Source organism: Paenibacillus roseus (genome assembly GCF_016424485.1).
Taxonomy (GTDB): Bacteria; Bacillota; Bacilli; order Paenibacillales; family Paenibacillaceae; genus Paenibacillus_D; species Paenibacillus_D roseus.
This window is the reverse complement of record NZ_JAELUP010000001.1, coordinates 71,375-93,643: the sequence shown is the minus strand read 5'-3', so window position 1 is coordinate 93,643 and position 22,269 is coordinate 71,375. Positions and strand designations below refer to the sequence as shown.

Sequence of the window (22,269 nt, the reverse complement as noted above, 5' to 3'; positions counted from 1 at the left end):
GCAGCCAGCCTTTCATTTATCCGAAAACGGACGTCTCCCGTCAGGCGCGCTCTTGTCTTTGGCGGCTGATACGGGCTGCAGGGCGTCTGACTGCTTGCTTCTTATCCAGCGTCTGTTCGATGCGCTGTCTCAGCTCTGCAATAAAGCGCTGCTCATTGAAGCCACGCGCATATTCGCGAATGATTTCCTGATTCCAGCGCTCCCCTTCCAGACGTTCCAGCGCCATCTTCAGAGAATCCGGCGTCTGCCGATCAAAGAACAGCCCGTTCAGCCCTTCCCTGATCGTATCCAGTGCGCCGCCGCCCCGGAACGCAATGACCGGACGCCCGCAAGCATTGGCCTCAAGCGGCGTAATGCCGAAATCCTCGATGCCGGGGAACAGCAGCGCCTTGCAGTGCGCCATATAGCCGGTCACTTCCTCATCGCTCAGCCGACCCATGAACTGGACCGTGCTGCCGGCCATCGCTTGCAGCCGCCCTTTGTCCGGGCCGCTCCCGATAATGATCAGCTTCTTCCCGGCTGCCGAGCACGCTTTTACCGCCAGATCTATCCGCTTGTACGAAACAAGACGTGACACAACCAGGAAGTAGTCTTCCTCCGGCGGTTTGACCGGCTCGCTCTTCTCGAACCGGTCCACATCCACTGGCGGGAAGATCAAGTCCGAGGCCATATCGTAGCAGTCGCGAATACGCTGCCTGACGATTGTGGAGTTGGCAATGAGCAAATCCACATCCCGCGAATTACGGCGATCCCACCGTCTGAGCAAGCCTGTGGTCAGCTTGGAGAGCTTTTTGGCCCAGCCGGGTGCAGAAACATCATTCATATAGGTGTCAAAATCCCAGGCGAAGCGCATCGGCGTATGACAGTAGCAGACATGCACCGCATGCTTCGGCTTCCTGACGCCTTTGGCATATGCGCTGCTTGAGCTGATGACCAGATCATAATCGTCCAGTTTCACCGAGCGGACCGCGAAGGGATAGAGCCAGAAGAACAGCTTGAAGTACCGCTGGATGCCCGGTATATGCTGCATCCAGGTCGTACGAATTGAGGCTCCCTTCAGCTCCGGCAGCAGCTTCTTCTCATCGACGATGGTCGTATAGATTGGCGCGTCGGGGAACAATCGGCGGAAGACCGCGACCACGCGTTCCGCTCCGCCCATCTGGTTCAAGTAATCATGTACAATAGCAACACGCAATCGTTCCATTACGCCATCTCCTTTATTTCTCCACGGCCTGTCTGCAGACTGGATCTACCTTGCCGAACGTCCCGGTAGACTTCCTCGATGCGGCGGGAGGTCCGATTAATATCGAACATTGCCTTAGCCTTCAGCTCTGCGTTGCAGCCCAGCCAGTTGCGCAGTCCGGGCTTGTCGTACAGCCGTTTGATTTCCGAGGCCAACTGCTCTGCTTCGCCAACCTCATAGAGCAGCCCGTCCTCCTCATGCTTCACAATTTCGGTCACGCCGCCTGCGGCCGTAGCCACGACTGGTACGCCTTGGGACATGGCCTCAATAAGTACCCGGCCAAACGGCTCGTTGTCCGAGCATAATAAAAGGAGCTCCGCAGCATTGCAAAGCTCCAGCACATCGTTTCGAAATCCGGTAAATCGCACCCGGTGCGCAATACCCAGCTCTTCCGCCAGTTGCTTCAAACGAACGTCATACTGCTTGTTCTCTTCCCTGAATTTCGGCTCGCCGACAATCCAGAGAACCACATCGCAGCCTTGATCGAGCAATGTCTTCAAGGCTAGAAGCGCATCCTCCTGCCTCTTCCATGGTGCAATCTGGCCAATTAGCACAAGGACAAAGGCAGAAGCGCTGGTCTGCAACTCCTGCCGAAGCTGCCTGTGGTATTTGGTTCGCGAAAACTGATCTGTTTCCACCAGTTCGACGCCGTTATGGACGATGCAAGATTTGACAGCAAGCGCTGGGCTTCGGAACCCCTGGAATACTGCACTGGAAATACCGATCAGACGGCTTGCACCGAGCCGGGCAAGCAGCCTGATCCCGAGGCCCACTGGCCCGGACGGCGGCATATCGCGAATATGCCAGATGACTGGCTTGCGGTGCAGCCAACGGAACATGGAGGCCATCATGCCGGCCCGCAGTGAATTGGCATGTATCAGATCAATGCCTTCCTCCTTCACCGCGCGAGCCAGCTTAACCCCGCCCCAGGCCATGCCAAGCAGTCCCTTGAGCAGCTTAATCGGATTCTTGCTCATTCGTGCCCGGTAGCTTGGCAGTTCCACATAGGGAAGGCCTGCGCTCCGGGCCCTGTCGGCAAGCTCCCCGGCTGGTGCAAACAGCCTTATATCCGTCCGCTTCATATGTTTGGCCGTCAGGAGCATACTGATTTCAGCACCGCTGACCGTGCTCGTATGGTTAAAAAACGCAACCTTGATCATGATTACTCCTTCCTTCTTTGCATCCTCAATGTTGACGGACAGCAGCTTTGCTCCGTATATTCGGATTCAAATGTCCCTGCACACGGCGTTTTACGTATGATTGCCCGCTCCGATCCCGTTCCGGCTTTGCAGCTTCAGCTTCACTTTGTCGTAAAGCTTGCGCGACATCGCCGATAACGGCTGTTCGATAATGAAATAAGCAATAACGCCGGTTACGACAGAGAAGATGATAATGAGCATAATGCAAAGCGGAAAGCCAAGCTTATCGAACAGGCCAAGCTTGTTCATGACCGTCGAGTACAAAATAGTTGCCGGCAAGTTCGTTACAATGATTGAATAGGAAGCATCGCCAAGCACATTGATGATGGGGGGCAGCCGCTTGACCTTCGTAAAGGCTGCTGCTCCATACAGAAGACAGAGCGATGCCGGCAAATAGATAAACTCCAGCGGGATCGGCGAACTGTAACTGTAGTGCAGCCACCAGTTCAGCGCGTAGCCAAGCACCCCTAGCGTAATGAAGCTCCCGCCAAAGCGGCTGCCGTATTTCATCACGATATGGGCGCAGAGCGCGCCTGCGATAAAGTTCACATTGTAATGGCTGAACACCAGACTGAACAGATTGCGGCTTGGCCCCGGATCAATAACCGCATACAAGGCAACGATGCCGATCAACTGCAGCGCAAACACCCATTTCATCAGCTTGGGACGCCACAGATAGAGCGCGAACAGCAAATAAAACAGGACGATATGACTCAGCGACCAGGTCGCTCCAAGAATCGGCGCCTGCTGGGGAAGCAGCAGCAATGAGGACACAATGACATTCAGACCAAACTCCGAACCGTTGCCGATATCCTCAAACAACCAGTAGACCGGCAGGCTGATCAACGTAAAGAACCAGACAAGCGGATAAATGCGCAGAAACCGTTTTTCCAAAAAGCCAGCAATTTTTTCCGGCTTGCCCAAATACGCCGAATAGACATAATAAATTAAAAAACCGCTCAGCGAGAAGAAAAAATCAACGCCTCCTGAGCGGTCAACCTTGTAAAAAAACTGAAACTGATCCGTATACTTATGCATGACAATACTCACATGGGAAATTAAAATGAGCAGCGCGACGACGGCGCGATACGCCTGCACAATTTCCAACCGTTCTCTTTTCATCCCATTCACTCTTTTCCATCCAATCCATTCGACTCCGGCATCAGGGCCAGCGCAGCGAACAGCCAGAAGGCTATCGCATTAAAACCGCTTAAAGAGCCGACGAATAAAAAGATCACCAGAATCTGTACATACATCGTGCTCGACAACGCTTTGAAATTCAGATTTGGCCCTTTCCTGGCCGCTTTGTACATCAGAATCATGGCCATCAAGAAGCAAAGAGTCCCGGCTGCCCCGAAATTCGATAAAATCGCCAGGTAGCCGTTATCCACACTTTGCATGCCTGCAAAGCTGCCCTTATCACCCAAAATGGTGCTCCTGCCGATGCTTCCGAAGCCTTGTCCAAGCGGATTCTTCATAATCATCGGCAGCGCCTTGCTGAACATCCCCAGCCGGTCATTGTAGGAATAATCCTCCTGAATGCTGCCCAGTGTCGTAACCCGGCTTGATATCCGATCCATGCCCGGAATATACGGCATAAGCTGCCAACCGGCAGCGGCAATAACTGTGATTATAATCAGCGAGCGCAGCCTGTTCTTCGACTTGGAAAACAAGATGCTTGCAGCAAGCGCAACAATCAGCGTGATCCATGCTCCCCTGACAAGCGTAATGGAAAGTGCGGAGATGACGATCAGCACGCCGGCAAGACCGAATGGGCTGCGCCAGGAACGATTCATGATCATCGGTACGAGCGCCGTACACAAAAAGATCGCGAACGGCACCTGCGAATTCAACGTGGAAAACACGCGAAAGCCCATAGGCTCAGCCTTGCCGATCGAGGCCATGTCCGCACCTACCAGCCAGAAATGATCCCATGCAGGCAGTACCATATACTGAATCCAGGCATAGACCGAACAGAGAACCGCAAGCCCGGTATACACCTTGATTACCATTGTCCGCCATTCATCGGTGTGCTTCACTGTAATGAGGTACAGAAATACCAGCAGCGGGGTGACCGTATTCAGCACGGCAAAAGCCCCGGATGCTTTATTGAATGCAATCCCCAGTATGGAAGCATAGGCATAAGCCGCCATCAGCAAATAGACCGATACGCGGCTGTAAATCTGACCTTTGAGCGGCTTCATCGCCAAAAGCAAGGCCACGCTTGCGATTTGAGGAATCAGGCTGATCAGCGAGACCTCCGTATACGTGCCGGTCATCCAATCTGCGATTCGCCGCACCTCAGGTCCAACAATCCATAAGCTGATCACATAAGGCAAAGCATACTGCGATTTGGTTAAAGAAAGTACAAAAGCTGGCATTACAAATAGAGCAAGTATGGATAGCTGGAACATGAGTTCTGTGTTTCTGACCGTCATTAATCCCAACCCGGACGCGAGCGCCAGCAGAATCGCTGTCCCCCCCGTAAGCTTCAGGATTGATCCCGGTTTTTCAAATATGTACACGTTCACCATCCATCCTTATTGAAGATTCCTTATCACAAATCCGTCGGGATTAGTAGGCGCTGTTCGGAAACAAAATGACCTTGACGGTCAGCACTAATATTTTGAGATCGAGCAGCATGCTGCGATTGCGGATATACTTGAGATCAAGTTCCACCATCTGGGCGAAACTGAGTTCATTCCGCCCGCTTACTTGCCACAGGCCGGTACAGCCCGGTGTAACCGCGAGCCGCTGCCGGTCATAATTCGTATACGCCTCAACCTCTCTGGGCAGAGGCGGCCTCGGGCCGACCAGCGACATCTCCCCCCGCAGTACGTTGAGCAGTTGCGGAAGCTCGTCGATGCTAGTCTTGCGAATGAAACGTCCGATCCTCGTAATTCGGGGATCGTCTTTCATTTTGAACATCGCACCTTCTACTTCATTATGCTTCAGCAGCTTCTCCAGCTGTGCCTCGGCATCGTGCACCATCGACCGGAATTTGTACATCCGAAATGTCTGGCCCTGCTTGCCCACACGAATCTGGCTGAACAGTACCTTGCCCTTCGGATCTTCCAATTTGATGCATATGGCAACGATGAGTAAAAGTGGCGAGAGCAGCACGAGTCCCACTCCCGAAGCGGTTACATCAAGGGCGCGCTTGCAAAGCATGTACAAACCACGCTGCCTGATTCTGCTCTGACGGAATTCCTTGCGATAGGGGGAAGAAGACCAGGCGGCCTCCCCCTCATTATGTCCTGGAGGTGTCATGTCCGCTCACCCCTCTTTCAGCAAAAGAGGCTTCATTCGCTCTTTTTCCATCAGTTCTTCAAGTGCGGACATCAGCGGACTTTGAAGCTCTTCGTTCCGGAGTGCAAAACCCAAGCTCGTTAGAATAAATCCTAGCTTTTCACCGACGTCATAGCGAACCCCCTCAAAATCATATGCATACACAGATTGTGATTCATTCAATTTTTGTATGGCGTCCGTTAACTGGATTTCGCCACCGGCACCCACCTCTTGATTTTCAAGATATTGAAAGATTTCCGGCGTCAGTACATAGCGTCCCATAATGGCCAAATTGGAAGGCGCCTGTCCTTTTGGCGGCTTCTCGACAAAACGGCTCACTTCATACAGTCGGCCGAACTTTTGCGACGGGGCAACAATACCATAGCGATGCGTCTGGTCATCGGACACGCTTTGCACCCCGATGACTGATTTTTGGGTTCTCTCATATTGCTCGGCAAGCTGGCGAATGCAAGGCTTGTCCGCCTGTACAATATCATCGCCCAACAGTACGGCAAACGGTTCATTGCCGATAAAATTACGGGCGCACCATACGGCATGGCCGAGCCCTTTGGGCTCCTTCTGGCGAATATAGTGAATGTCCACGTTCGAAGAACGACGCACCTCGTCCAGCAGAGCAAACTTGCCTTTGCTGAACAGATTGTCTTCCAACTCAAATGCATGGTCAAAATGGTCTTCAATAGCGCGTTTGCCTTTGCCTGTAACAATAATAATATCCTCAATACCGGATTCAATGGCTTCCTCTACAATATACTGGATGGTGGGCTTGTCCACGATCGGCAGCATTTCCTTTGGCATAGCTTTGGTTGCGGGCAAGAAACGAGTCCCTAATCCGGCAGCGGGAATGATCGCTTTTTTTACTTTTTTCATCTTCCATCACCCAATCTTGTAATTTGTCTTGTTTGCTTCCTATTAAATTCCCAGGGCATCCAACCCCGCCTCTCATCACACCACTGACAATAATGTCTAAGGTCTTTCCAGACCCACAGCATGACCGAGTGCCTCCGGTGATATAGGTGCAGGAGGCATTACCTTCAGCATTGCTTGCCTGAGCAAGACAACATGCAGCATAAAAGTGGTTCTAATCTTGCTGAAAGCTGCGAGCTTTTGTCCGTGAATGAAAGCTATAACTTGTTGGAGCCGTAATAATAGTAATAGCCTTCGGCATTTTTACGGTTAATGTTGTTCAGCACAACGCCGAGGACTCTTGCCTTGACATGCTCCAGATTAGCCTTTGCCTTCAGTGCAGCGTCTTTCTTGACATTGCCAGAATCGATGACCAGCACGACGCCGTCGCTTTTTGCGGCGACAATCTGGGCATCGGTGACCAGCATAATCGGCGGTGTGTCGATAACGATGATGTCATAGAATTCCTTCGTCTTCTTAAGCAGAATGTCCATTCTTGCTGAAGCAAGCATCTCCGACGGATTGGGTGGCACAGGGCCTGCAGGAATCATGTTCAGGTTCGGAACGGAGGTCGAAACAATGACATCATTCAGATCCTTCTGATTGCTCAATACCGAGGTCAGCCCTTCGCGATTCGAGACATTGAAGATATGATGCTGTGTTGGCTTGCGCATATCGGCATCGATAAGCAGCACCCGTTTGCTGGATTGCGCATAAGTTACGGCCATATTGGCCGAAGTTGTACTTTTGCCTTCGTTCATTTTGGTCGATGTAACCATAATGACGCGAATGTTTTCCTCCAGATTGGAAAATTCAATATTCGTACGCAAAATTTTGTATGCTTCTGAAATTGGCGATTTCGGATTCGTCTCCGTGATGAGCGGCGCCTTAAGTTTCAACCGTGACATTGCCTTCCCTCCTCAAATGTTGCCCTGTCTGTTTCCGCCCTTGTTTAACGAGATCATTCTCCCGAATTTTTGGAATCACCGACAACGTAGGCAATCCGAGAACATTGCGGATATCCTCCTCTGTTTTCACCGTGTCATCCAGGTATTCCAGCAGGAAGGAAAGCCCGAGTCCAGCCATCAGCGACATTAAAAATGCAACAGCCAGGTTCAGCTTAATATTCGGAGATACCGGAGCAGTCGGAGCGGATGCATCTGCTTTGTTTAAAATCGAAACGTTATCCACCTTCATGAGGGTCGGAATTTCCTGTTGAAATACGCTCGACACCGCATTGGCAATGCTCGTTGCCCGCTCATAGGAATTATCTTTTGCCGTTACAGACATGACTTGCGTATCGTTAACGGAACTGACACTAACCTTCTCCACGAGTTCCCTCGCAGTCAATCCGAGTTCAGGATACTGCTCGACCACTTTGTCCATAATGCGCGGTGTCTTAATAATTTCCTTGTAGGTTTTCACCAGTTGAATATTGGAGTTGATTGTGCTCAAATCAAGCTTAGTCAGCAAATCATTTGGACTGCTCGTCTGGTTTACGATCAGCTTGGTTGAAGCTTCAAATTGCGGTTTAATGAAGTAGAGCGAATAAATACCTGTCGCCAGGCTTGCCGTTATAACCAACAACAGTATCAGCCACAACCTCTTTCTGATCACATTCCAATATTGTTTGAGTTCCATTAGGCTTTCCTCCGTTTACCTTGTTTGAGCATGCTGCGATTCGTTATGTATTTTGATTATTCTGAATATTGAAACTATTTTAAAGATATATGGCTTTACTAAAAGCTTTCCTGTCATCCCTGATTGATGGATGTCGAACATCGACTACGAATAATTATTCGTTTCGCGACCAACTAAGCAAAAAAATAAAGCCCCCTATCATTTCCCTCCATTCTAATGGCGGAGCTGCCTTCTCCTTGAATAGCCTAAATCCTTTTTACCCCTTATTGGGGTCACTTTCGTCAATATACGACTTTTTAAACGAATTTCTCAATAATATTCAATAAGGGAAAATGTCGATTTGATTATAATTCATTTCGAATAATTTTGTAAATATATATTTTTCTTCTCTACGGTTGATGTTTTTCAAAGCTTCTGTTGAGCTTTAGGACTGCCGCTTAATTTTTTTGGGGTGCATGAACATTCATAAATTCCTCTATCGTGCCTCCTCCGAGCACAAAATTCATCATATCCTCAAATGTACATTCTATGCCCTGCTTATGGAGCAGCCGGGTCATCAGATCAGCCAGATCAATCCTGGGCTTGTTCTCGGAAGGAACGAAACGCTTCTTGCTATAGTCAAATACCATCTCTTGTCTGATTGGATATTCCGTTTTATTGAGCCACTCCGATATGCTGTTTGTTGCCGTAGGCGCCTCGTTTCGATCCAATGAAGGATCAGTCGAAAGACGTTTCAGAAACTCTTTAACTTTCAGAGTCCGTTGTTTGCGTCTCATCATTACCTGGAAGCTGTCTGAAATCTGATCAATCTGCTCTGTAGCGATGTTATAAGTATTCATCTTGGCAAGCTGTTGTTGATTCATTTTCCTTTCATCTCCCTTTTCGACTAGTAGTCCAGCGAATAGTTATACATATTGAATAATTATAAAGCAAAATTTCCGAAAATAATGTCATTTTGTGTCGATTATCTGGTTTTGATCATTAAGACTATTTATTCCGTCTTTTTGACTAGAGTATTTTCTAATTATTCGTAATGAGTAATATTACCCTGATCAGTACTCGTTATGAGCAATTATGTGACAGTTTGTACCGATGAAGCATTTTGATGCGAGGCTTACAGCTCTTCCTTTCATTGATTTTACATACTAAACCCCTCAAAAATGTGGTATTTAAGCCGCAATTCGGCGTTTTAGAGGTTTTTAGCCCTATTTGCTAGTAAAGCCAGGTACACCAAGAATGCTTCACTCTCTTTGCCTAACCCGCCTTGAAAGGGGAATTACAACATGATTTTTCATATGCATTGTCATGCCTTGGGGCTGACAGTTGCACGGCTTTATTCCTATTTTGTTCAATCTGGGGGCTGCCCCTAGTGTGTCACAGCATACTCTTTATTAGAATTGTAAGCGCTTTAAATGAAGAGAGTATGAGAATATTTTTAGCTACCGCAACTACAACTTACTGCTCAAGACCTGTTCCAAATCTCATGATTCAGACTCTCCCATTCGTGCAGATACCTCCAATTTACCTAGTCTTATGCCACTGTCCAAAGCCCCCTTACAGAAGACTTAGATCATACCCGTTTTTGCCGTATGCTGTTTAACAGCCTGATCACATGGAATTACGGCCTTGCCTTGAAACTTGCGTATACAAAAGGAAGGATTTATTGTGAAATAAATCACATACTAGTATAAGATGAACCGTTATAATAAAAGCATAAGGATGAAGCACACACACCTTTATAATAGAAGCTTTAAAAGGAGAGGATCACGATGACTGCGCAAACTAAAATGGATTTAACTCGTTTTTACCTTCACTATTGCTATACTTGCCAGGACGCAGACAAATGCGAGACGGAGGAAGCATGCAAGGCTTGCTGGGAAAATAAAATGCGGACCGAGCAACAAGAACGCCCACAGGAAACCGTGGAACTGCTGATGGAATATTATGCTTGAGGAAAGGGCCAGTTGGCGGAAAAATGTTGGACACCAGGCCTGATCTATCTTATCAAGAGGTAGTTCGGGCCTTTTCCCTCATCCATCCGGCATACGCCATCTCTGCTGGCCTAACTTTGTGTTAAAATAGCACATGACCTTGCAGCGTTAAGCCTGTGAGTAAAACAAACCTCTCTAGCCAGAAAAGTGGATGCTTTTCGGTCACAGAGAGGTTTGGTTTGAATTTAACCCGGATTAACCGCACTCTCATCCATGAAAAACAATTCCCATAGATGGCCGTTAATATCCTGAAAGCTTCTGGTATACATAAATCCGTGATCTACAGGGTCATTGGAATGCTTGGCGCCAGCTGCCAACGCTTTATCGGCGATTTCATCAACCCTTGCACGATTGTCCAACGATAGGGCAACAATAACCTCTGCACTTTTCTCTGTATCGGCAATCTCTTTGGTGATAAATGTCTTGAAGTAGCTTTCCACCAGCAGCATGACATAAATTTTGTCGTTTACAACCATGCATGTCGCGTTCTCATCCGTAAATTGGGGATTGAATTCAAAGCCGAGTTCTGTGAAAAATGCCACCGTTTTTTGCAAATCCTTTACTGGCAAATTAACAAATAGTTTGCTTGTCTGAAATCCCATGAATGATCACCTCAATGTGATTTGAACTGCATTTTTCAATACCGTTTTTTATTGTTAACGGCATGTCTTTATAATATCACAATTTCGGTAAAAAGATTTCTTACCAATTGCGAAACTTGCCGCAAGGAAACAGAATTTGCAAGCTGTGACAGCTTCTCGCCTTTGATTCAGGAACTGTCGTATGGATAGCCGGCTTCAGACGATAATCTGGAAAGCCAACATGTTCAGCTCCTTATCTATTATAATAGAAGAAACACCATTCTGCCGATGATGATATTGATCTTTTAAACATAGTCTTGTATACTAGGCAACGTATAATCTCAATAATATGGTTTGAGAGTCTCTACCGGATACCGTAAACATCCTGGCTACAAGTAAAATGTTTAATTGACATTTTGCTTCTGGTCGGGCTTTTTTTTGTTTACACTGCCCTAGACGGAACGATAACTTGCTATATCGATATACATTGTATTCAGGAGGCTGAAATGAAGCTTAAAATTTTTGTGCTAACCACTGCGACCTTTACTGCAGGTCTCATCGAACTGATTATTGGAGGAGTATTGCCGAGCATTGCACAAGATCTGAACGTCTCATTGAGCACTGCCGGGCAGCTGATTACAATTTTTGCTCTTGTCTACGCGGTTTCCGGTCCTGCAATGCTGGCTCTTACAGCGAAAATCGAACGAAAACGATTGTATTTGTGGACCATGCTTATCTTTACAATCGGAAGTCTGCTTGCATTCTGGAGTCCGAACTACGAGACGCTCTTCATCTCCCGTATCATCAATGCGGTCAGCGGTTCTTTAATCGTCACGCTGTCGCTGACTATTGCGGTCAAAATTGTACCTGAGAACTTTAGGGCCAGAGTAATCGGTATTATCTCGATGGGCGTCAGTTTATCTATTGTGCTGGGCGTGCCGCTCGGCGTGCTGACCCAGGAGTTTTTCGGATGGCGTATTTTATTCCTCATTATCGCACTGCTTACACTGATGTCCATGGTTACGATACAATTTTTTCTGGGCCGGATTCCAAGCGAACAGACCGTTCCGTTGAAGACGCAGCTTCAATCTTTGAAAAGCGCGAAAATCATCAGTGCGCATCTGGTCACCGTACTGGCACTGGCCGGACATTATACGATGTATGCTTATTTTACACCATTCTTGAAATCCATGCTCCATCTCGATACGTACTGGATTAGCGCTGCTTATTTTGTCTTCGGCTTATCTGCCGTCAGCGGTGCTCTGATCGGAGGCATTTTGTCGGATAAGATCGGGACGGCAAAAAGCATTCTGATAATTATCAGTACGTTTATTGTTGTCCTGTTTATTTTACCGGTCTCCACGATCAGTCTATACATGTTCACAATTGCAATGATTTTGTGGGGCATACTGAGCTGGGCGATCTCACCGGCGCAACAAAGCTATCTGATTCAACATGCTCCGGCATCCTCAGACATTCAACAAAGCTTTACCTTCTCGGCGATTCAGATCGGGATCGCTATTGGTTCCGTATTAGGCGGTTTGGTCATCAATAGGGCCGAATCGATCTCAACCAATGCCTGGGCCGGGGGAGCGCTAATGTGTGTCGCATTGTTATGCGCAGTCTATTCCCTCTCCCGACAAGGCTTCTATCTGGCTGCCAAACAAACGCAGTCATCTTAAAGTGCCAGTACGATAGCAATCTTCATGCTTGCCTTCAAAAATTTCTATCCAATCATACAAGAATTCAATTCCGATCATTTCTCCAGACATGATATAATCTTTTTTATACTAAAAATTTGAAACTGGGGTGCGGTCTTGAACATCGAACAGCCAACGTCCACCGCGGAGCATGTGTCCAAGCGGCAGCCTCTTTCGCTAGTCCTTACCATTCTATTCCTTGGTTCCTTTGTCGGGATGTATCCTGCTTCCTCATTGAATGTCGCATTGCCCGGGTTTATGGAAATTTTTAATACGGATCTGCGCTCTGTTCAATGGCTCCTTACCGGATTTACGCTGGCAATGGGCGTCATCGCCCCCGTTAGCGGCTATGCCAGTGAACGCTTTGGGAGCAAACGGATTTTTATATTTTGCATTGCAGGGATTATAGTGAGTTCCCTTCTCTGTGCGCTATCGTGGAACATTTATGCCCTTATTCTTTTTCGTGTGGCGCAGGGATTATTCAGCGGACTGATTCAGCCTGTATCCCTTGCGATGATCTATAATATCGTCCCGTCGGAGAAGCAGCCATTTGCCATCAGCATCTGGTCATTCTCTACTGTGCTAAGCACCTCAATCGCGCCATCACTGAGCGGTTATTTGCAAGGCTTTAACTGGCCGATGCTGTTTTTGTCCACCGTTCCGCTCGCTATTGGAGTGCTGTTGGCAGGCATTCGCTTTCTGCCAAGTGAAATAGCGAACACGAATAAATCCCTGGACAAGACAGGTTTGCTGCTTGCTGCTGCCGGAAGCTTGTCCTTGCTTATTCTATTCGGCAATTTGAGCCGTTGGAACTGGTCGATGCCGATCTTCTGGATTTGCCTTGTTATTGGTATTGGATGCAGCATCGGATTTGTCCGACATGAGTTGCGGGTCAAGTCCCCGCTGCTGGAGCTGCGCCTGTTCAGATCATCTTTATTCTCGTCCAGTCTCATTTTTTCTTTAATTTTATACATTGGTCTCTTTACCGGCGTTTATTTTATGCCGCTCTATCTGCAGGATATAAAGGGCCTAACCCCTTTTCATACAGGATTAGTGTTTCTTCCTGCGGCGTTCTGCCTGACCTGTGCCACCTTCCTGGCCGGTCGGCTGTACCATCGGGCAGGGCCTGCATGGCTAGTATTTGCCGGGAGCGCCATCCTGCTCGTTTCGACATTATATTTTAGTACCATACATCCCGGGACAAGTCTGGTGGCTATCATCGTATGGCTTGCGATACGCAACATAGGCACAGGGCTTGCGATAAATCCTGCTACGAATGCCGGCATGTCAGCTGTGCCTGTCGGATACTCCGGCCATGCGTCGGCGTTAATCAGCTGGCTTCGGCAGATTGCCGCCGCTATGATTCTCGGGCTGTTCACCTCTCTGTTCGATACGCGCTTTACGTCTCATCAGACCAGACTTGGGCTGCAAGACGGAGTACAGCCTGGAACCCCGGCTTATATCGACGCGTATACACTGAGTGTGAACGAAATTTTTTTGATTGCCAGCGTATCCATTGCGATTACGCTCCCGATATGTTTGCTGCTCCGACGTAGCGGCCAGGATCATCAAAGCAATATTAACCTATAGTGCAAGTTTTTTCTGTATCACTCCATTCCCTATGGTATAATAAAGTATGAACCGGGAATGGAGTTGATCTTAGTGGCAAATTTACTGGACCCTCGAAATGACTTTGTTTTCAAACGCATTTTTGGAAGTGAAGAGAATAAGGATGTATTGCTGGCCTTTCTTAACCGTACCTTTGCCGAGGCAGGCGAACCTCCATTAACAGAAATTACTTTGCTTAATCCATATACCGATAAAGACTCGCCCCGAGACAAACAGTCGATTTTTGATATTTGGGCCAAAACTGAGGCCGGTAAGCATATTAATATTGAAATGCAACTTTTTAACAAATATGATATTGAAAAGCGCACCTTATATTATTGGGGGAAGCGCTACTCCAGCCAACTAAAGGAGAGCCAGATTTATAAAGAGTTGCAGAAATGCGTGACAATCAACATTCTTAATTTTTCTGTTCTCCCAAATGACCGTTACCATAATATTTTTCATCTTAGAGAAGATCATACGAATATACCGCTCATTGACGATATAGAGATTCATTTCTTGGAACTGGCTAAACTGGATGACCATGCTGTCCCAATTGAAGGCGGCTTGGTGAATTGGCTGTTATTCCTTAAAGGAGTAGACAAATCTCATTGGGAGGTGCTGACCATGAATGAGCCTACATTGAAAAAAGCGATGAACACACTGGAATTCCTTAGCATGAATGAAGAAACCCGCAGGCAATATGAAGCGCGGCAAAAGTTTCTTCACGATGAGGCGTCAATGATTGAAGGGGCCCGTTCTGAGGGATTGGCGAAAGGATTGACCGAAGGACGTGCCCAAGGACATGCCCAAGGACATGCTCAAGGACATGCTCAAGGACATGCTCAAGGGCATGCTGAGGGCAAACGGCAAAAAGCAGAGGAAATCGCGAAAAATATGCTGGCTTTAGGACTCGAAGCGGAGGTTATTAGCAAAGCATCCGGGTTAACGGAAGCCGAGATTAAAAGACTAAAGACAGTTTAATAAATCTGATCCGCATGATTTATTTAAATACACTGGCGCTGTCATATCTGTGACAGCGCCTTATTTTTTCATTCATCCCAGCTTGGCCCTCTTTTGATGAACAGAAGCTTATATTATAAAAACGCTCTGTCCGACTGTCCGGTATAGAGCGAATAGCGAATATAACTTTGGAAAGTTAACGGAGAGTTCAACTTATATAGTCACCAATCGCTCCATGAAGCGCCTCGATATACTCCGTTGCGAGCATAGAGAGCGCGGCATTCTGATGGCTGATCCAGCCAACATTAATGGTCTCATGCCAATCCAGTGGAACCGGTATAATCTCGTTGCCATTCAGGTCGGCACTAAGCACACCCGTGGAGATGGTATATCCGTTCAATCCGATCAACAGATTGAAAAGCGTAGCCCTGTCGTTGACACGAATGCTCTTGGCGTGGGACAGTGTACTCAAAATCTCCTCCGAGAAATGAAAAGAATTGAACTCCCCTTGCTCAAAAAACAGATAAGGGTAATCATTAAGCTGGTCAATCGTAACGATAGACTGCTTGGCCAGCGGATTTTTGACACTGATAAAAACATGCGGCTTGGCTGTAAACAGGCTCGTGAACTTCAAATTCGCGTCTTTGAGCAGCCGATTGATTACCTTGGAATTGAACTCATTCAAATATAAAATTCCGATTTCGCTGCGCTGGCTTTTGACATCCTGGATAATCTCATGCGTCTTCGTCTCCCTCAGGGCCAGCTCATATTCATCCTTGCCATGGTCATTGACCAGCTTGACAAAAGCATTCACAGCAAAGGCATAGTGCTGAGTCGATACGGAGAAATGCTGTGGTGACGGCTTTGCATTCAGATACCGGCTCTCCAACAACTCCGCCTGTTCAATGACCTGACGGGCATAGCCTAGAAATTCCGCCCCTTCCTTGGACAGAACAATTCCCTTGTTCGTTCGCTCGAAAATCGTAATGCCAAGCTCCTTCTCCAAATCTTTGATGGCATTGGACAAGCTTGGCTGGGATATGAACAGCCGCTTGGCCGCCTCATTCATCGAGCCGCGGTTGGCAACTTCAAGCACATATTTTAATTGTTGTAAGGTCATACTCGTTATTCCTCTCTTGACGCCTATACCGCCTGAGCCTGCGGCCGAGATACCAGACTAATACATTCATACCCTAGCATTTATCCTATGCTATAGTTATAACGATTCCGCCCTTAATTGGCAAGATCAGATAAGAGGTGGCTATGGAAATAAAATTAGCCACTGATCCATGACGCTGTCACGATCGGACTTATTTTTGTTCTGCCGTTCCGAAGCGCTTCTCATTCCGCTCACGGGCGCGTTCCTTCTCCACCTCACGATTACGCGGCTCCGCATTCGTCTCCAGCGAATGGAGCAGTTGTCGAGCTACGGATGCCACCTCTGCAACCGCGGTATGAAAAGCTTCCTCATTCGCCTTGGAAGGCTTCGTAAAGCCGCTAATTTTACGTACAAATTGCAGTGCCGCAGCCTCAATTTCCTCATCGGTAGCGGGCGGATCAAAATTGAACAGCGGTCTAATATTTCTGCACATTGCCATCTTCCTCTCCACGCTGGATTTCCCTCTTGCTTCCTATTGTACCGAATGCCTGACCCAATTACATCTTCAAATGAAATTCAATTGATGAGCCGGAAATGACAAAAGGCGATACGCTATGCGTACCACCTTTTGCAGAGAGAGGTTGTTGTAAAGTGTAGATAAAACGAATTCAAGCTTTACTTCAAAATTATACTTCTTAACGAGCGTATTTCTGACGAGCGATTTCAGTTGCCTCAACCATGTTGCGCAGGGAAGCTACTGTCTCTTCATATTTACGAGTTTTCAGTCCGCAGTCCGGGTTAATCCAGAACAACGCAGGGTCGAGTACGCGCAATGCGCGGTCGATCATGGAGCCCATTTCCTCAACAGATGGCAGGCGCGGGCTGTGGATGTCGTATACGCCCAGACCGATTCCTTTGTCATACGTGAAATCTTCGAAGCTCTTCACCAGCTCGCCATGGCTGCGGGATGTCTCGATAGAGATTACGTCCGCATTCAGTGCACTAATGGATTCAATAATATCATTGAATTCGCTATAGCACATATGCGTATGAATCTGTGTCTCATCGGCTACTGTCGACGTGGACAGACGGAATGCTAGAACTGCCCATTTCAAATATGCAGCCCATTGCTCGCGCTTCAGTGGCAAGCCTTCACGCAATGCCGGCTCGTCTACCTGAATCATACCGATGCCTGCTGCTTCCAATGCTTCAATCTCTTCTCTGAGAGCGAGCGCGATTTGGTAAGCCACTTCCTCGCGAGACTTGTCGTCGCGCACGAAGGACCAGTTCAGAATTGTGATTGGACCTGTTAGCATACCCTTAACAGGCTTGGAAGTCAGGGACTGGGCATAGACAGTCTCGGCAACTGTCATCGGAGCTGTGAATTCAACATCTCCGTAGATGATCGGCGGCTTCACGCAGCGGGAGCCATAGGATTGTACCCAACCGTTGGAAGTGAATGCGAATCCGGCCAACTTCTCACCGAAGAACTCAACCATGTCATTGCGCTCGAATTCACCATGTACAAATACATCCAAGCCAAGCTCAGTCTGAATATCGATCCAGGTCTTGATCTCGTCTTTAATGAAGGTCTCGTACTGCTCCTCACTCCATTCGCCTTTGCGCCATTTCAGACGGGCACGGCGAACTTCGGGCGTTTGCGGGAAGCTTCCGATTGTAGTCGTTGGGAACAACGGCAATTGCCACTTGTCCTGCTGCACTCTTCTGCGTGCTTCAACGCTTGCAGTTCTGTCAGACGGCTGGGATGCCAGGTCTGCAATACGCTCATGCACCTCTTTGCGGGCACGGGAAGGGGATTGCTCCAGTGCTTTGCGACTGTTGCTTGCAGCTTCCAGTTCAACAGCCACTGCTTCAATACCATTATTGCCGGCTTTGGTAATCAGCGCAATTTCAGCCAGTTTCTCATCAGCGAAAGCAAGTGCGTCACGCAGGACTGCATCCAGCTTCAGCTCGCCTTTTGCACTTACAGGAACGTGCAGCAAGCTGTTCGAAGGCTGTACGATGATGCGGTCAGAAGCAACAGACTGGCTAATGGTATTCAACAGCTCCAGCTTGCTGTGCAGGTCTGCTTTCCAAATGCCTCTTCCGTCAATCAGGCCAACGCCAAGCACTTTGTCTGCCGGGAAGCCATGCTTCTTGATCGATGCCAGGTTGCGTCCGCCGTCATGTACGAAGTCAAGGCCGATTCCGTGAACAGGAAGCGCAACCACTGCTTCATAATGATCCACAGATTCGAAGTACGTTTGCAAGAACAACTTCACGCCAGGAGCTTCCTTCGCCAATGTCTCATAGATACGGGCAACAATAGCAAGCTCTTCTTGGGCAAGTGTAGTGGACAGGATCGGCTCGTCAATCTGCACCTCTTGTACGCCCTCGGCAGCTAATTCTTGCAGCACTTGAACATACAGCGGAAGCAGCCGGTCGATCCAGCTTTCCAGTTCATTTGGCGCATAGCCTCTGGACAGCTTCACGAACGTGTACAGACCGATCAGTACAGGTCTTCCTTCGATGCCAAGTTCCTGCTTCGCTTCACGGTAAGCTTCCAGCAAACGGTTCGAAGTCAGCACAGGCTTCAGTGTGCTTTCCAGCTCAGGCACGATGTAATGGTAGTTCGTATTAAACCACTTCGTCATGCTGGAAGCTGCTGCTTCACGGGTACCACGCGCTACTGCGTAGTAAGTGGACAAGCCAACCTTGCCACCCTCATAGCCAAAGCGGCTTGGGATAAGTCCGAACATGGCGGATGTATCCAAGATTTGATCATAATAGCTGAAATCTCCAACCGGAATGACTTCAATGCCTTGCTCCTGTTGGGTTTTCAAATTGCCAAGGCGAATCGCTTTCAGCTCTGCGTGGAACGCTTCCTCTTCCAGCTTGCCGGCCCAGAATGCTTCCAGCGCTTTCTTCCATTCTCTGTCCCGGCCAATGCGGGGATAACCCAGGTTTCCGCTTCTCATATAAAAACTCCTCTGCAAAATAATTTGAAGTATAAATTCTTTAATCATCATTGAAGAGCTCTTATGGGGCTCGTTTTCTATAAATAAAAGATAACATATTAACTCGGATATTTATAAATCCAATTAACTATAACTGGTTATAGCTTAAGGCTATATCTGATTTTGATCAAATTTTAGGGAATTACTAATCTCAAGGCTTATGTTGACAGACTGGAACAGATTCACACATTACCCGCCAGGCAATAATCTTCAAGCAAAAAGCTCCCCGGTCAAAATCTCCGAGGAGCTTACATTCTTCTATTCTGTTAGTGTTATCCACTGCTCCAGCAGCGCATCAAGACGGGCTTGCTGCTCTTCGCGTTCACGCCACTTCGCTTCAAGCTGCGCCGGATCAGCAGCCGAGTCAAACTGGTGCAGTTCCTCATCAGCCATGACAAGCCATGCTTCCAACTCCGCGATGTCGGTCTCCAAATGTTCCAGGTTGTGCTTGCTGCCTTGCTTGCTATTGGAGGACTTGCCTCCCGCTTTGCTTGCAGGAGAGTCAACTGCAAAACGGGTATCCGGCTTGCGCATCGTATCCCCCGATGGCACATGCTCCCACTCTATCCGTTCATCACGCTTTGCCTTGTACGCATCATAATTGCCCAGATAAGCAGTGATGTTCCCTTTGCTCAATTCCCATACTCGATGGGCCAGCCGATTGATGAAATACCGGTCATGCGAGATAGCCAGAATCGTGCCAGGGAATTCCGCTAGCGCCTCCTCCAGCGCTTCGCGCGAATCCAGGTCAAGATGGTTGGTCGGTTCATCGAGAAACAGCACATTCGGCTTGGAGAGAACAAGCAGCGCAAGCCGCAGCCGCGTCCATTCACCGCCCGAAATCATATGCAGCGGCTTGAAGACATCAGCGCCATAGAACAGGTATTTCGCGAGTATGCCGCGGGCTTCTCCTTCCTCCAGCCTTGCTTCCTGGCGGAAAAACTCCAGCACGGTCAACTTGCCATGCTCCACGGACTCCTGCTGGGCCAAATATCCGATTTGGGTGCGGGAGCCGAGTTCCAGTTGGCCTGCATCGGGTTCCAGTTGGCTGATCAGCATTTTGAACAGCGTCGTTTTCCCTGATCCGTTATCGCCCAGGAGCACAACCTTTTCCCCATAGAGCAGACTTCCGTCTGCCTCCTGCAAGATTACCCGATTCCCGAAATGCTTCGCCAGTCCTGTAAAAGTAATGACTCTGCGGCCTGAACGTTCAAGCGGAGACAAATCAAAGTCCGCGGCTTTCCGCTCCAGCACCGGACGCTTCACAATCTCCATCCGATCCAGCGCCCTGCGGATCGAGGCGGCTCGCTTGAAAAACTTCTCATTGCCGCCAATTCGCCCCCATTCCTCCAACTGGCGAATCGTCTCCATCATTTTCTTCCGTCTCTTCTGCTGTTCCTTATACTGGGCAAATTGCTGAAGCAATCGTTCCTCCTTCTCCTTGGCATAACCGCTGTAGTTGGTAAAATACAGATGCGCCTCTCCGTCCTCCAGCTCGATAATTCTCGAAGCTGTAGCATCCAGAAAATAACGATCATGCGAAACAATGATACAGGCACAACCGCAATTGCGAATGAACTGCTCCAGCCACTCTACCCCTTTGATATCCAGATGGTTCGTCGGTTCGTCAAGCAACAGCAAATCCGGCTGCACGACAAGCTGGGAAGCCAGCAAAATTCGCGTCTTCTCACCGCCGGACAAGCTGCCGAATATGCGCCGGTCATAGCTGCGGTCAATTCGCAGCCCGCCAGCGACCTGGTCAATGGCGGCATCCATATCATAACCGCCGCCCTGCTCGAATCGCTCCTGGAGAAGGGTATATTTCCTCAGCAGCTGTTCCATTAATTCCGGCCGGGATGCCGCTTCCGACCCTGACATCTGCTGCTCCAGCTCCGTCATTTCCTGCTTGATCCGGGTAAGGTCCCGGTATGCGTAGGCGAGAACTTCATAGGCCGTCATCTGATCAAATTCTGCCGGAATCTGCGGCAAATATCCGATCTTCAGATCCTTGCGTATGGTCAGCATGCCGTCATCCGGTTTGTCGATACCTGAAATCAACCGCAATAAGGTAGATTTTCCGCTTCCGTTGCGGCCAATGAGTCCAACCTTTTCCCCGGCCTGAAGCTGCAAGGTCACATCCTCCAATACAAGATTGGCAGCATGGTATTTCTTTAAATTTTGTACATTGATAATCGTCATAGCAGAAGCCTCCTGGTTAGCTGAGAGACCCTGTTGCAGGCACAAAAAGAGCCGCGGCAACAAGCGCGCGGCCCTCAAGGATAACTAAAGATCCGTTGTGGTCAAGGCAGGCGTCTTCTCGCGAATGGTACAACCGTATGTTCAAAATTGGACAGACTGATCCCGTTCGCAGGAAAATTAAATATAATGCCAGACAGGACAAGACCAAGCTGGCTAATACGGTTGTTGACCATTTCGTGATTCACCTACCTTCACCTCCTATACAATAGTAACCAAAGGATAACATAATTCAGAAGCCTGTTCAAGACATTACCTGCACCAGCCTGACGAGCACCATCAATCAAACAAATGTCAAATAACTTCGTTACTCCTTATCAAAAAAGAGTCTGCGCAACCTGCCATCCCGCAGCCATAGGCCTGCCCAAGCGAGAAATGCAACGTATACAGGAAACAGAATGTGCGAAAACAGCGGAGAATCGATCCGGATGTGGGTAGCAATGGCGCCCCCAAAATAGCCTGTCAACAGAATGGCTCCCAAAAATGCGGTGCGGGGAAACAGATATAAAAGTGTAGACAGCAAGCCCAATACCCCGATTACGATAATGTGATGCTCCAGAAATCCCAGCTCCACTGTTCCCTCGACTACCGGAGCAGGTTTGAAAAACTTGGATATGCTGTCGAACAGCATAAATAAAATGACCAACCCGCTTATGATCCACCCTGCCCAGAACCTGCCTCTGGAAATTTTTCTTGCCATCATGAACCCCTCATTTCTGAAAAATAATTGTTGTAATCCCAGCATAGCACAACAGACGA

At 48.4% G+C, this 22,269-nt stretch carries 19 protein-coding genes and 1 riboswitch; of the genes, 3 read left to right on the top strand and 16 right to left on the bottom strand.

Going from position 1 to position 22,269, the window contains the following annotated elements:
- Window positions 1-40 precede the first annotated feature (40 nt).
- The 10 genes from JFN88_RS00395 to JFN88_RS00350 form a co-directional block, all read right to left on the bottom strand.
- Window positions 41-1,204 (bottom strand): glycosyltransferase, encoded by a 1,164-nt coding sequence (locus JFN88_RS00395; protein WP_233167296.1) that lies wholly within the window; start codon window positions 1,202-1,204, stop codon window positions 41-43.
- Window positions 1,204-2,403 (bottom strand): glycosyltransferase family 4 protein, encoded by a 1,200-nt coding sequence (locus JFN88_RS00390; RefSeq protein ID WP_199017316.1) that lies wholly within the window; start codon window positions 2,401-2,403, stop codon window positions 1,204-1,206. Before JFN88_RS00390 ends, JFN88_RS00395 begins: the two co-directional genes overlap by 1 nt.
- A 90-nt stretch (window positions 2,404-2,493) precedes the next feature.
- Window positions 2,494-3,564, bottom strand: coding sequence for an acyltransferase family protein (locus JFN88_RS00385; RefSeq protein WP_199017315.1), 1,071 nt, complete (start codon window positions 3,562-3,564; stop codon window positions 2,494-2,496).
- Between the two features lie 5 nt (window positions 3,565-3,569).
- Entirely contained in the window at window positions 3,570-4,967 is a 1,398-nt protein-coding gene (locus JFN88_RS24915) for an O-antigen ligase family protein (RefSeq protein ID WP_199017314.1), read from the bottom strand.
- Window positions 4,968-5,016: 49 nt separating this feature from the next.
- On the bottom strand, window positions 5,017-5,712 hold the full coding sequence (locus JFN88_RS00375; RefSeq protein ID WP_199017313.1) for a sugar transferase: 696 nt from the start codon (window positions 5,710-5,712) through the stop codon (window positions 5,017-5,019).
- A gap of 6 nt (window positions 5,713-5,718) precedes the next feature.
- Window positions 5,719-6,618, bottom strand: a complete 900-nt coding sequence (gene galU / locus JFN88_RS00370; RefSeq protein WP_199017312.1) for a UTP--glucose-1-phosphate uridylyltransferase GalU — start codon at window positions 6,616-6,618, stop codon at window positions 5,719-5,721.
- A 254-nt stretch (window positions 6,619-6,872) separates the two neighbouring features.
- Window positions 6,873-7,562, bottom strand: coding sequence for a CpsD/CapB family tyrosine-protein kinase (locus tag JFN88_RS00365; RefSeq protein ID WP_199017311.1), 690 nt, complete (start codon window positions 7,560-7,562; stop codon window positions 6,873-6,875).
- The gene (locus JFN88_RS00360; protein ID WP_199017310.1) at window positions 7,543-8,295 is read right to left on the bottom strand and encodes a YveK family protein; all 753 of its coding nucleotides are present in this window, start codon (window positions 8,293-8,295) and stop codon (window positions 7,543-7,545) included. The genes JFN88_RS00365 and JFN88_RS00360 overlap by 20 nt, the downstream gene beginning before the upstream one ends.
- A 437-nt stretch (window positions 8,296-8,732) precedes the next feature.
- Complete coding sequence (locus tag JFN88_RS00355; RefSeq protein ID WP_199017309.1) at window positions 8,733-9,158, bottom strand: hypothetical protein; 426 nt, start codon at window positions 9,156-9,158, stop codon at window positions 8,733-8,735.
- A gap of 1,313 nt (window positions 9,159-10,471) precedes the next feature.
- The gene (locus tag JFN88_RS00350) at window positions 10,472-10,888 is read right to left on the bottom strand and encodes a VOC family protein (RefSeq protein ID WP_199017308.1); all 417 of its coding nucleotides are present in this window, start codon (window positions 10,886-10,888) and stop codon (window positions 10,472-10,474) included.
- A 292-nt stretch (window positions 10,889-11,180) separates the two neighbouring features.
- A riboswitch (purine riboswitch) is annotated at window positions 11,181-11,279 on the top strand.
- A gap of 94 nt (window positions 11,280-11,373) precedes the next feature.
- Here JFN88_RS00350 and JFN88_RS00345 point away from each other — a divergent pair.
- The 3 genes from JFN88_RS00345 to JFN88_RS00335 all read left to right on the top strand — a co-directional run bounded on the left by JFN88_RS00345 (window position 11,374) and on the right by JFN88_RS00335 (window position 15,159).
- On the top strand, window positions 11,374-12,549 hold the full coding sequence (locus JFN88_RS00345) for an MFS transporter (protein WP_199017307.1): 1,176 nt from the start codon (window positions 11,374-11,376) through the stop codon (window positions 12,547-12,549).
- A 135-nt stretch (window positions 12,550-12,684) separates the two neighbouring features.
- Entirely contained in the window at window positions 12,685-14,157 is a 1,473-nt protein-coding gene (locus JFN88_RS00340; protein WP_233167295.1) for a DHA2 family efflux MFS transporter permease subunit, read from the top strand.
- Window positions 14,158-14,214: 57 nt separating this feature from the next.
- Window positions 14,215-15,159 (top strand): Rpn family recombination-promoting nuclease/putative transposase, encoded by a 945-nt coding sequence (locus JFN88_RS00335; protein WP_199017306.1) that lies wholly within the window; start codon window positions 14,215-14,217, stop codon window positions 15,157-15,159.
- Between the two features lie 187 nt (window positions 15,160-15,346).
- On the opposite strand, the gene JFN88_RS00330 is transcribed toward JFN88_RS00335, so the two are convergent.
- The 6 genes from JFN88_RS00330 to JFN88_RS00305 all read right to left on the bottom strand — a co-directional run bounded on the left by JFN88_RS00330 (window position 15,347) and on the right by JFN88_RS00305 (window position 22,210).
- Window positions 15,347-16,258, bottom strand: coding sequence for a LysR family transcriptional regulator (locus JFN88_RS00330; protein WP_199017305.1), 912 nt, complete (start codon window positions 16,256-16,258; stop codon window positions 15,347-15,349).
- 190 nt (window positions 16,259-16,448) lie between these two features.
- Window positions 16,449-16,730: a DUF2277 domain-containing protein gene (locus tag JFN88_RS00325; protein WP_199017304.1), complete on the bottom strand. Its 282-nt coding sequence runs from the start codon at window positions 16,728-16,730 to the stop codon at window positions 16,449-16,451.
- 202 nt (window positions 16,731-16,932) lie between these two features.
- Complete coding sequence (gene metE, locus JFN88_RS00320; protein WP_199017303.1) at window positions 16,933-19,215, bottom strand: 5-methyltetrahydropteroyltriglutamate--homocysteine S-methyltransferase; 2,283 nt, start codon at window positions 19,213-19,215, stop codon at window positions 16,933-16,935.
- A gap of 297 nt (window positions 19,216-19,512) precedes the next feature.
- Window positions 19,513-21,453 (bottom strand): ribosomal protection-like ABC-F family protein, encoded by a 1,941-nt coding sequence (abc-f, locus tag JFN88_RS00315; protein WP_199017302.1) that lies wholly within the window; start codon window positions 21,451-21,453, stop codon window positions 19,513-19,515.
- A gap of 101 nt (window positions 21,454-21,554) precedes the next feature.
- Window positions 21,555-21,698, bottom strand: a complete 144-nt coding sequence (locus JFN88_RS00310) for a hypothetical protein (protein WP_199017301.1) — start codon at window positions 21,696-21,698, stop codon at window positions 21,555-21,557.
- Window positions 21,699-21,817: 119 nt separating this feature from the next.
- Window positions 21,818-22,210, bottom strand: coding sequence for a DoxX family protein (locus tag JFN88_RS00305; protein WP_199017397.1), 393 nt, complete (start codon window positions 22,208-22,210; stop codon window positions 21,818-21,820).
- Window positions 22,211-22,269: the final 59 nt, after the last annotated feature.

Coding starts and splice junctions, on each gene's coding strand:
- galU (WP_199017312.1), bottom strand. CDS start 6,618: ATGAAAAAAGTAAAAAAAGCGATCATTCCCGCTGCCGGATTAGGGACT.
- JFN88_RS00325 (WP_199017304.1), bottom strand. CDS start 16,730: ATGTGCAGAAATATTAGACCGCTGTTCAATTTTGATCCGCCCGCTACC.
- JFN88_RS00355 (WP_199017309.1), bottom strand. CDS start 9,158: ATGAATCAACAACAGCTTGCCAAGATGAATACTTATAACATCGCTACA.
- JFN88_RS00345 (WP_199017307.1), top strand. CDS start 11,374: ATGAAGCTTAAAATTTTTGTGCTAACCACTGCGACCTTTACTGCAGGT.
- JFN88_RS00360 (WP_199017310.1), bottom strand. CDS start 8,295: ATGGAACTCAAACAATATTGGAATGTGATCAGAAAGAGGTTGTGGCTG.
- JFN88_RS00350 (WP_199017308.1), bottom strand. CDS start 10,888: ATGGGATTTCAGACAAGCAAACTATTTGTTAATTTGCCAGTAAAGGAT.
- metE (WP_199017303.1), bottom strand. CDS start 19,215: ATGAGAAGCGGAAACCTGGGTTATCCCCGCATTGGCCGGGACAGAGAA.
- JFN88_RS00305 (WP_199017397.1), bottom strand. CDS start 22,210: ATGGCAAGAAAAATTTCCAGAGGCAGGTTCTGGGCAGGGTGGATCATA.
- abc-f (WP_199017302.1), bottom strand. CDS start 21,453: ATGACGATTATCAATGTACAAAATTTAAAGAAATACCATGCTGCCAAT.
- JFN88_RS00335 (WP_199017306.1), top strand. CDS start 14,215: ATGGAGTTGATCTTAGTGGCAAATTTACTGGACCCTCGAAATGACTTT.
- JFN88_RS00385 (WP_199017315.1), bottom strand. CDS start 3,564: ATGAAAAGAGAACGGTTGGAAATTGTGCAGGCGTATCGCGCCGTCGTC.
- JFN88_RS00365 (WP_199017311.1), bottom strand. CDS start 7,562: ATGTCACGGTTGAAACTTAAGGCGCCGCTCATCACGGAGACGAATCCG.
- JFN88_RS00390 (WP_199017316.1), bottom strand. CDS start 2,403: ATGATCAAGGTTGCGTTTTTTAACCATACGAGCACGGTCAGCGGTGCT.
- JFN88_RS00330 (WP_199017305.1), bottom strand. CDS start 16,258: ATGACCTTACAACAATTAAAATATGTGCTTGAAGTTGCCAACCGCGGC.
- JFN88_RS00375 (WP_199017313.1), bottom strand. CDS start 5,712: ATGACACCTCCAGGACATAATGAGGGGGAGGCCGCCTGGTCTTCTTCC.
- JFN88_RS00395 (WP_233167296.1), bottom strand. CDS start 1,204: ATGGAACGATTGCGTGTTGCTATTGTACATGATTACTTGAACCAGATG.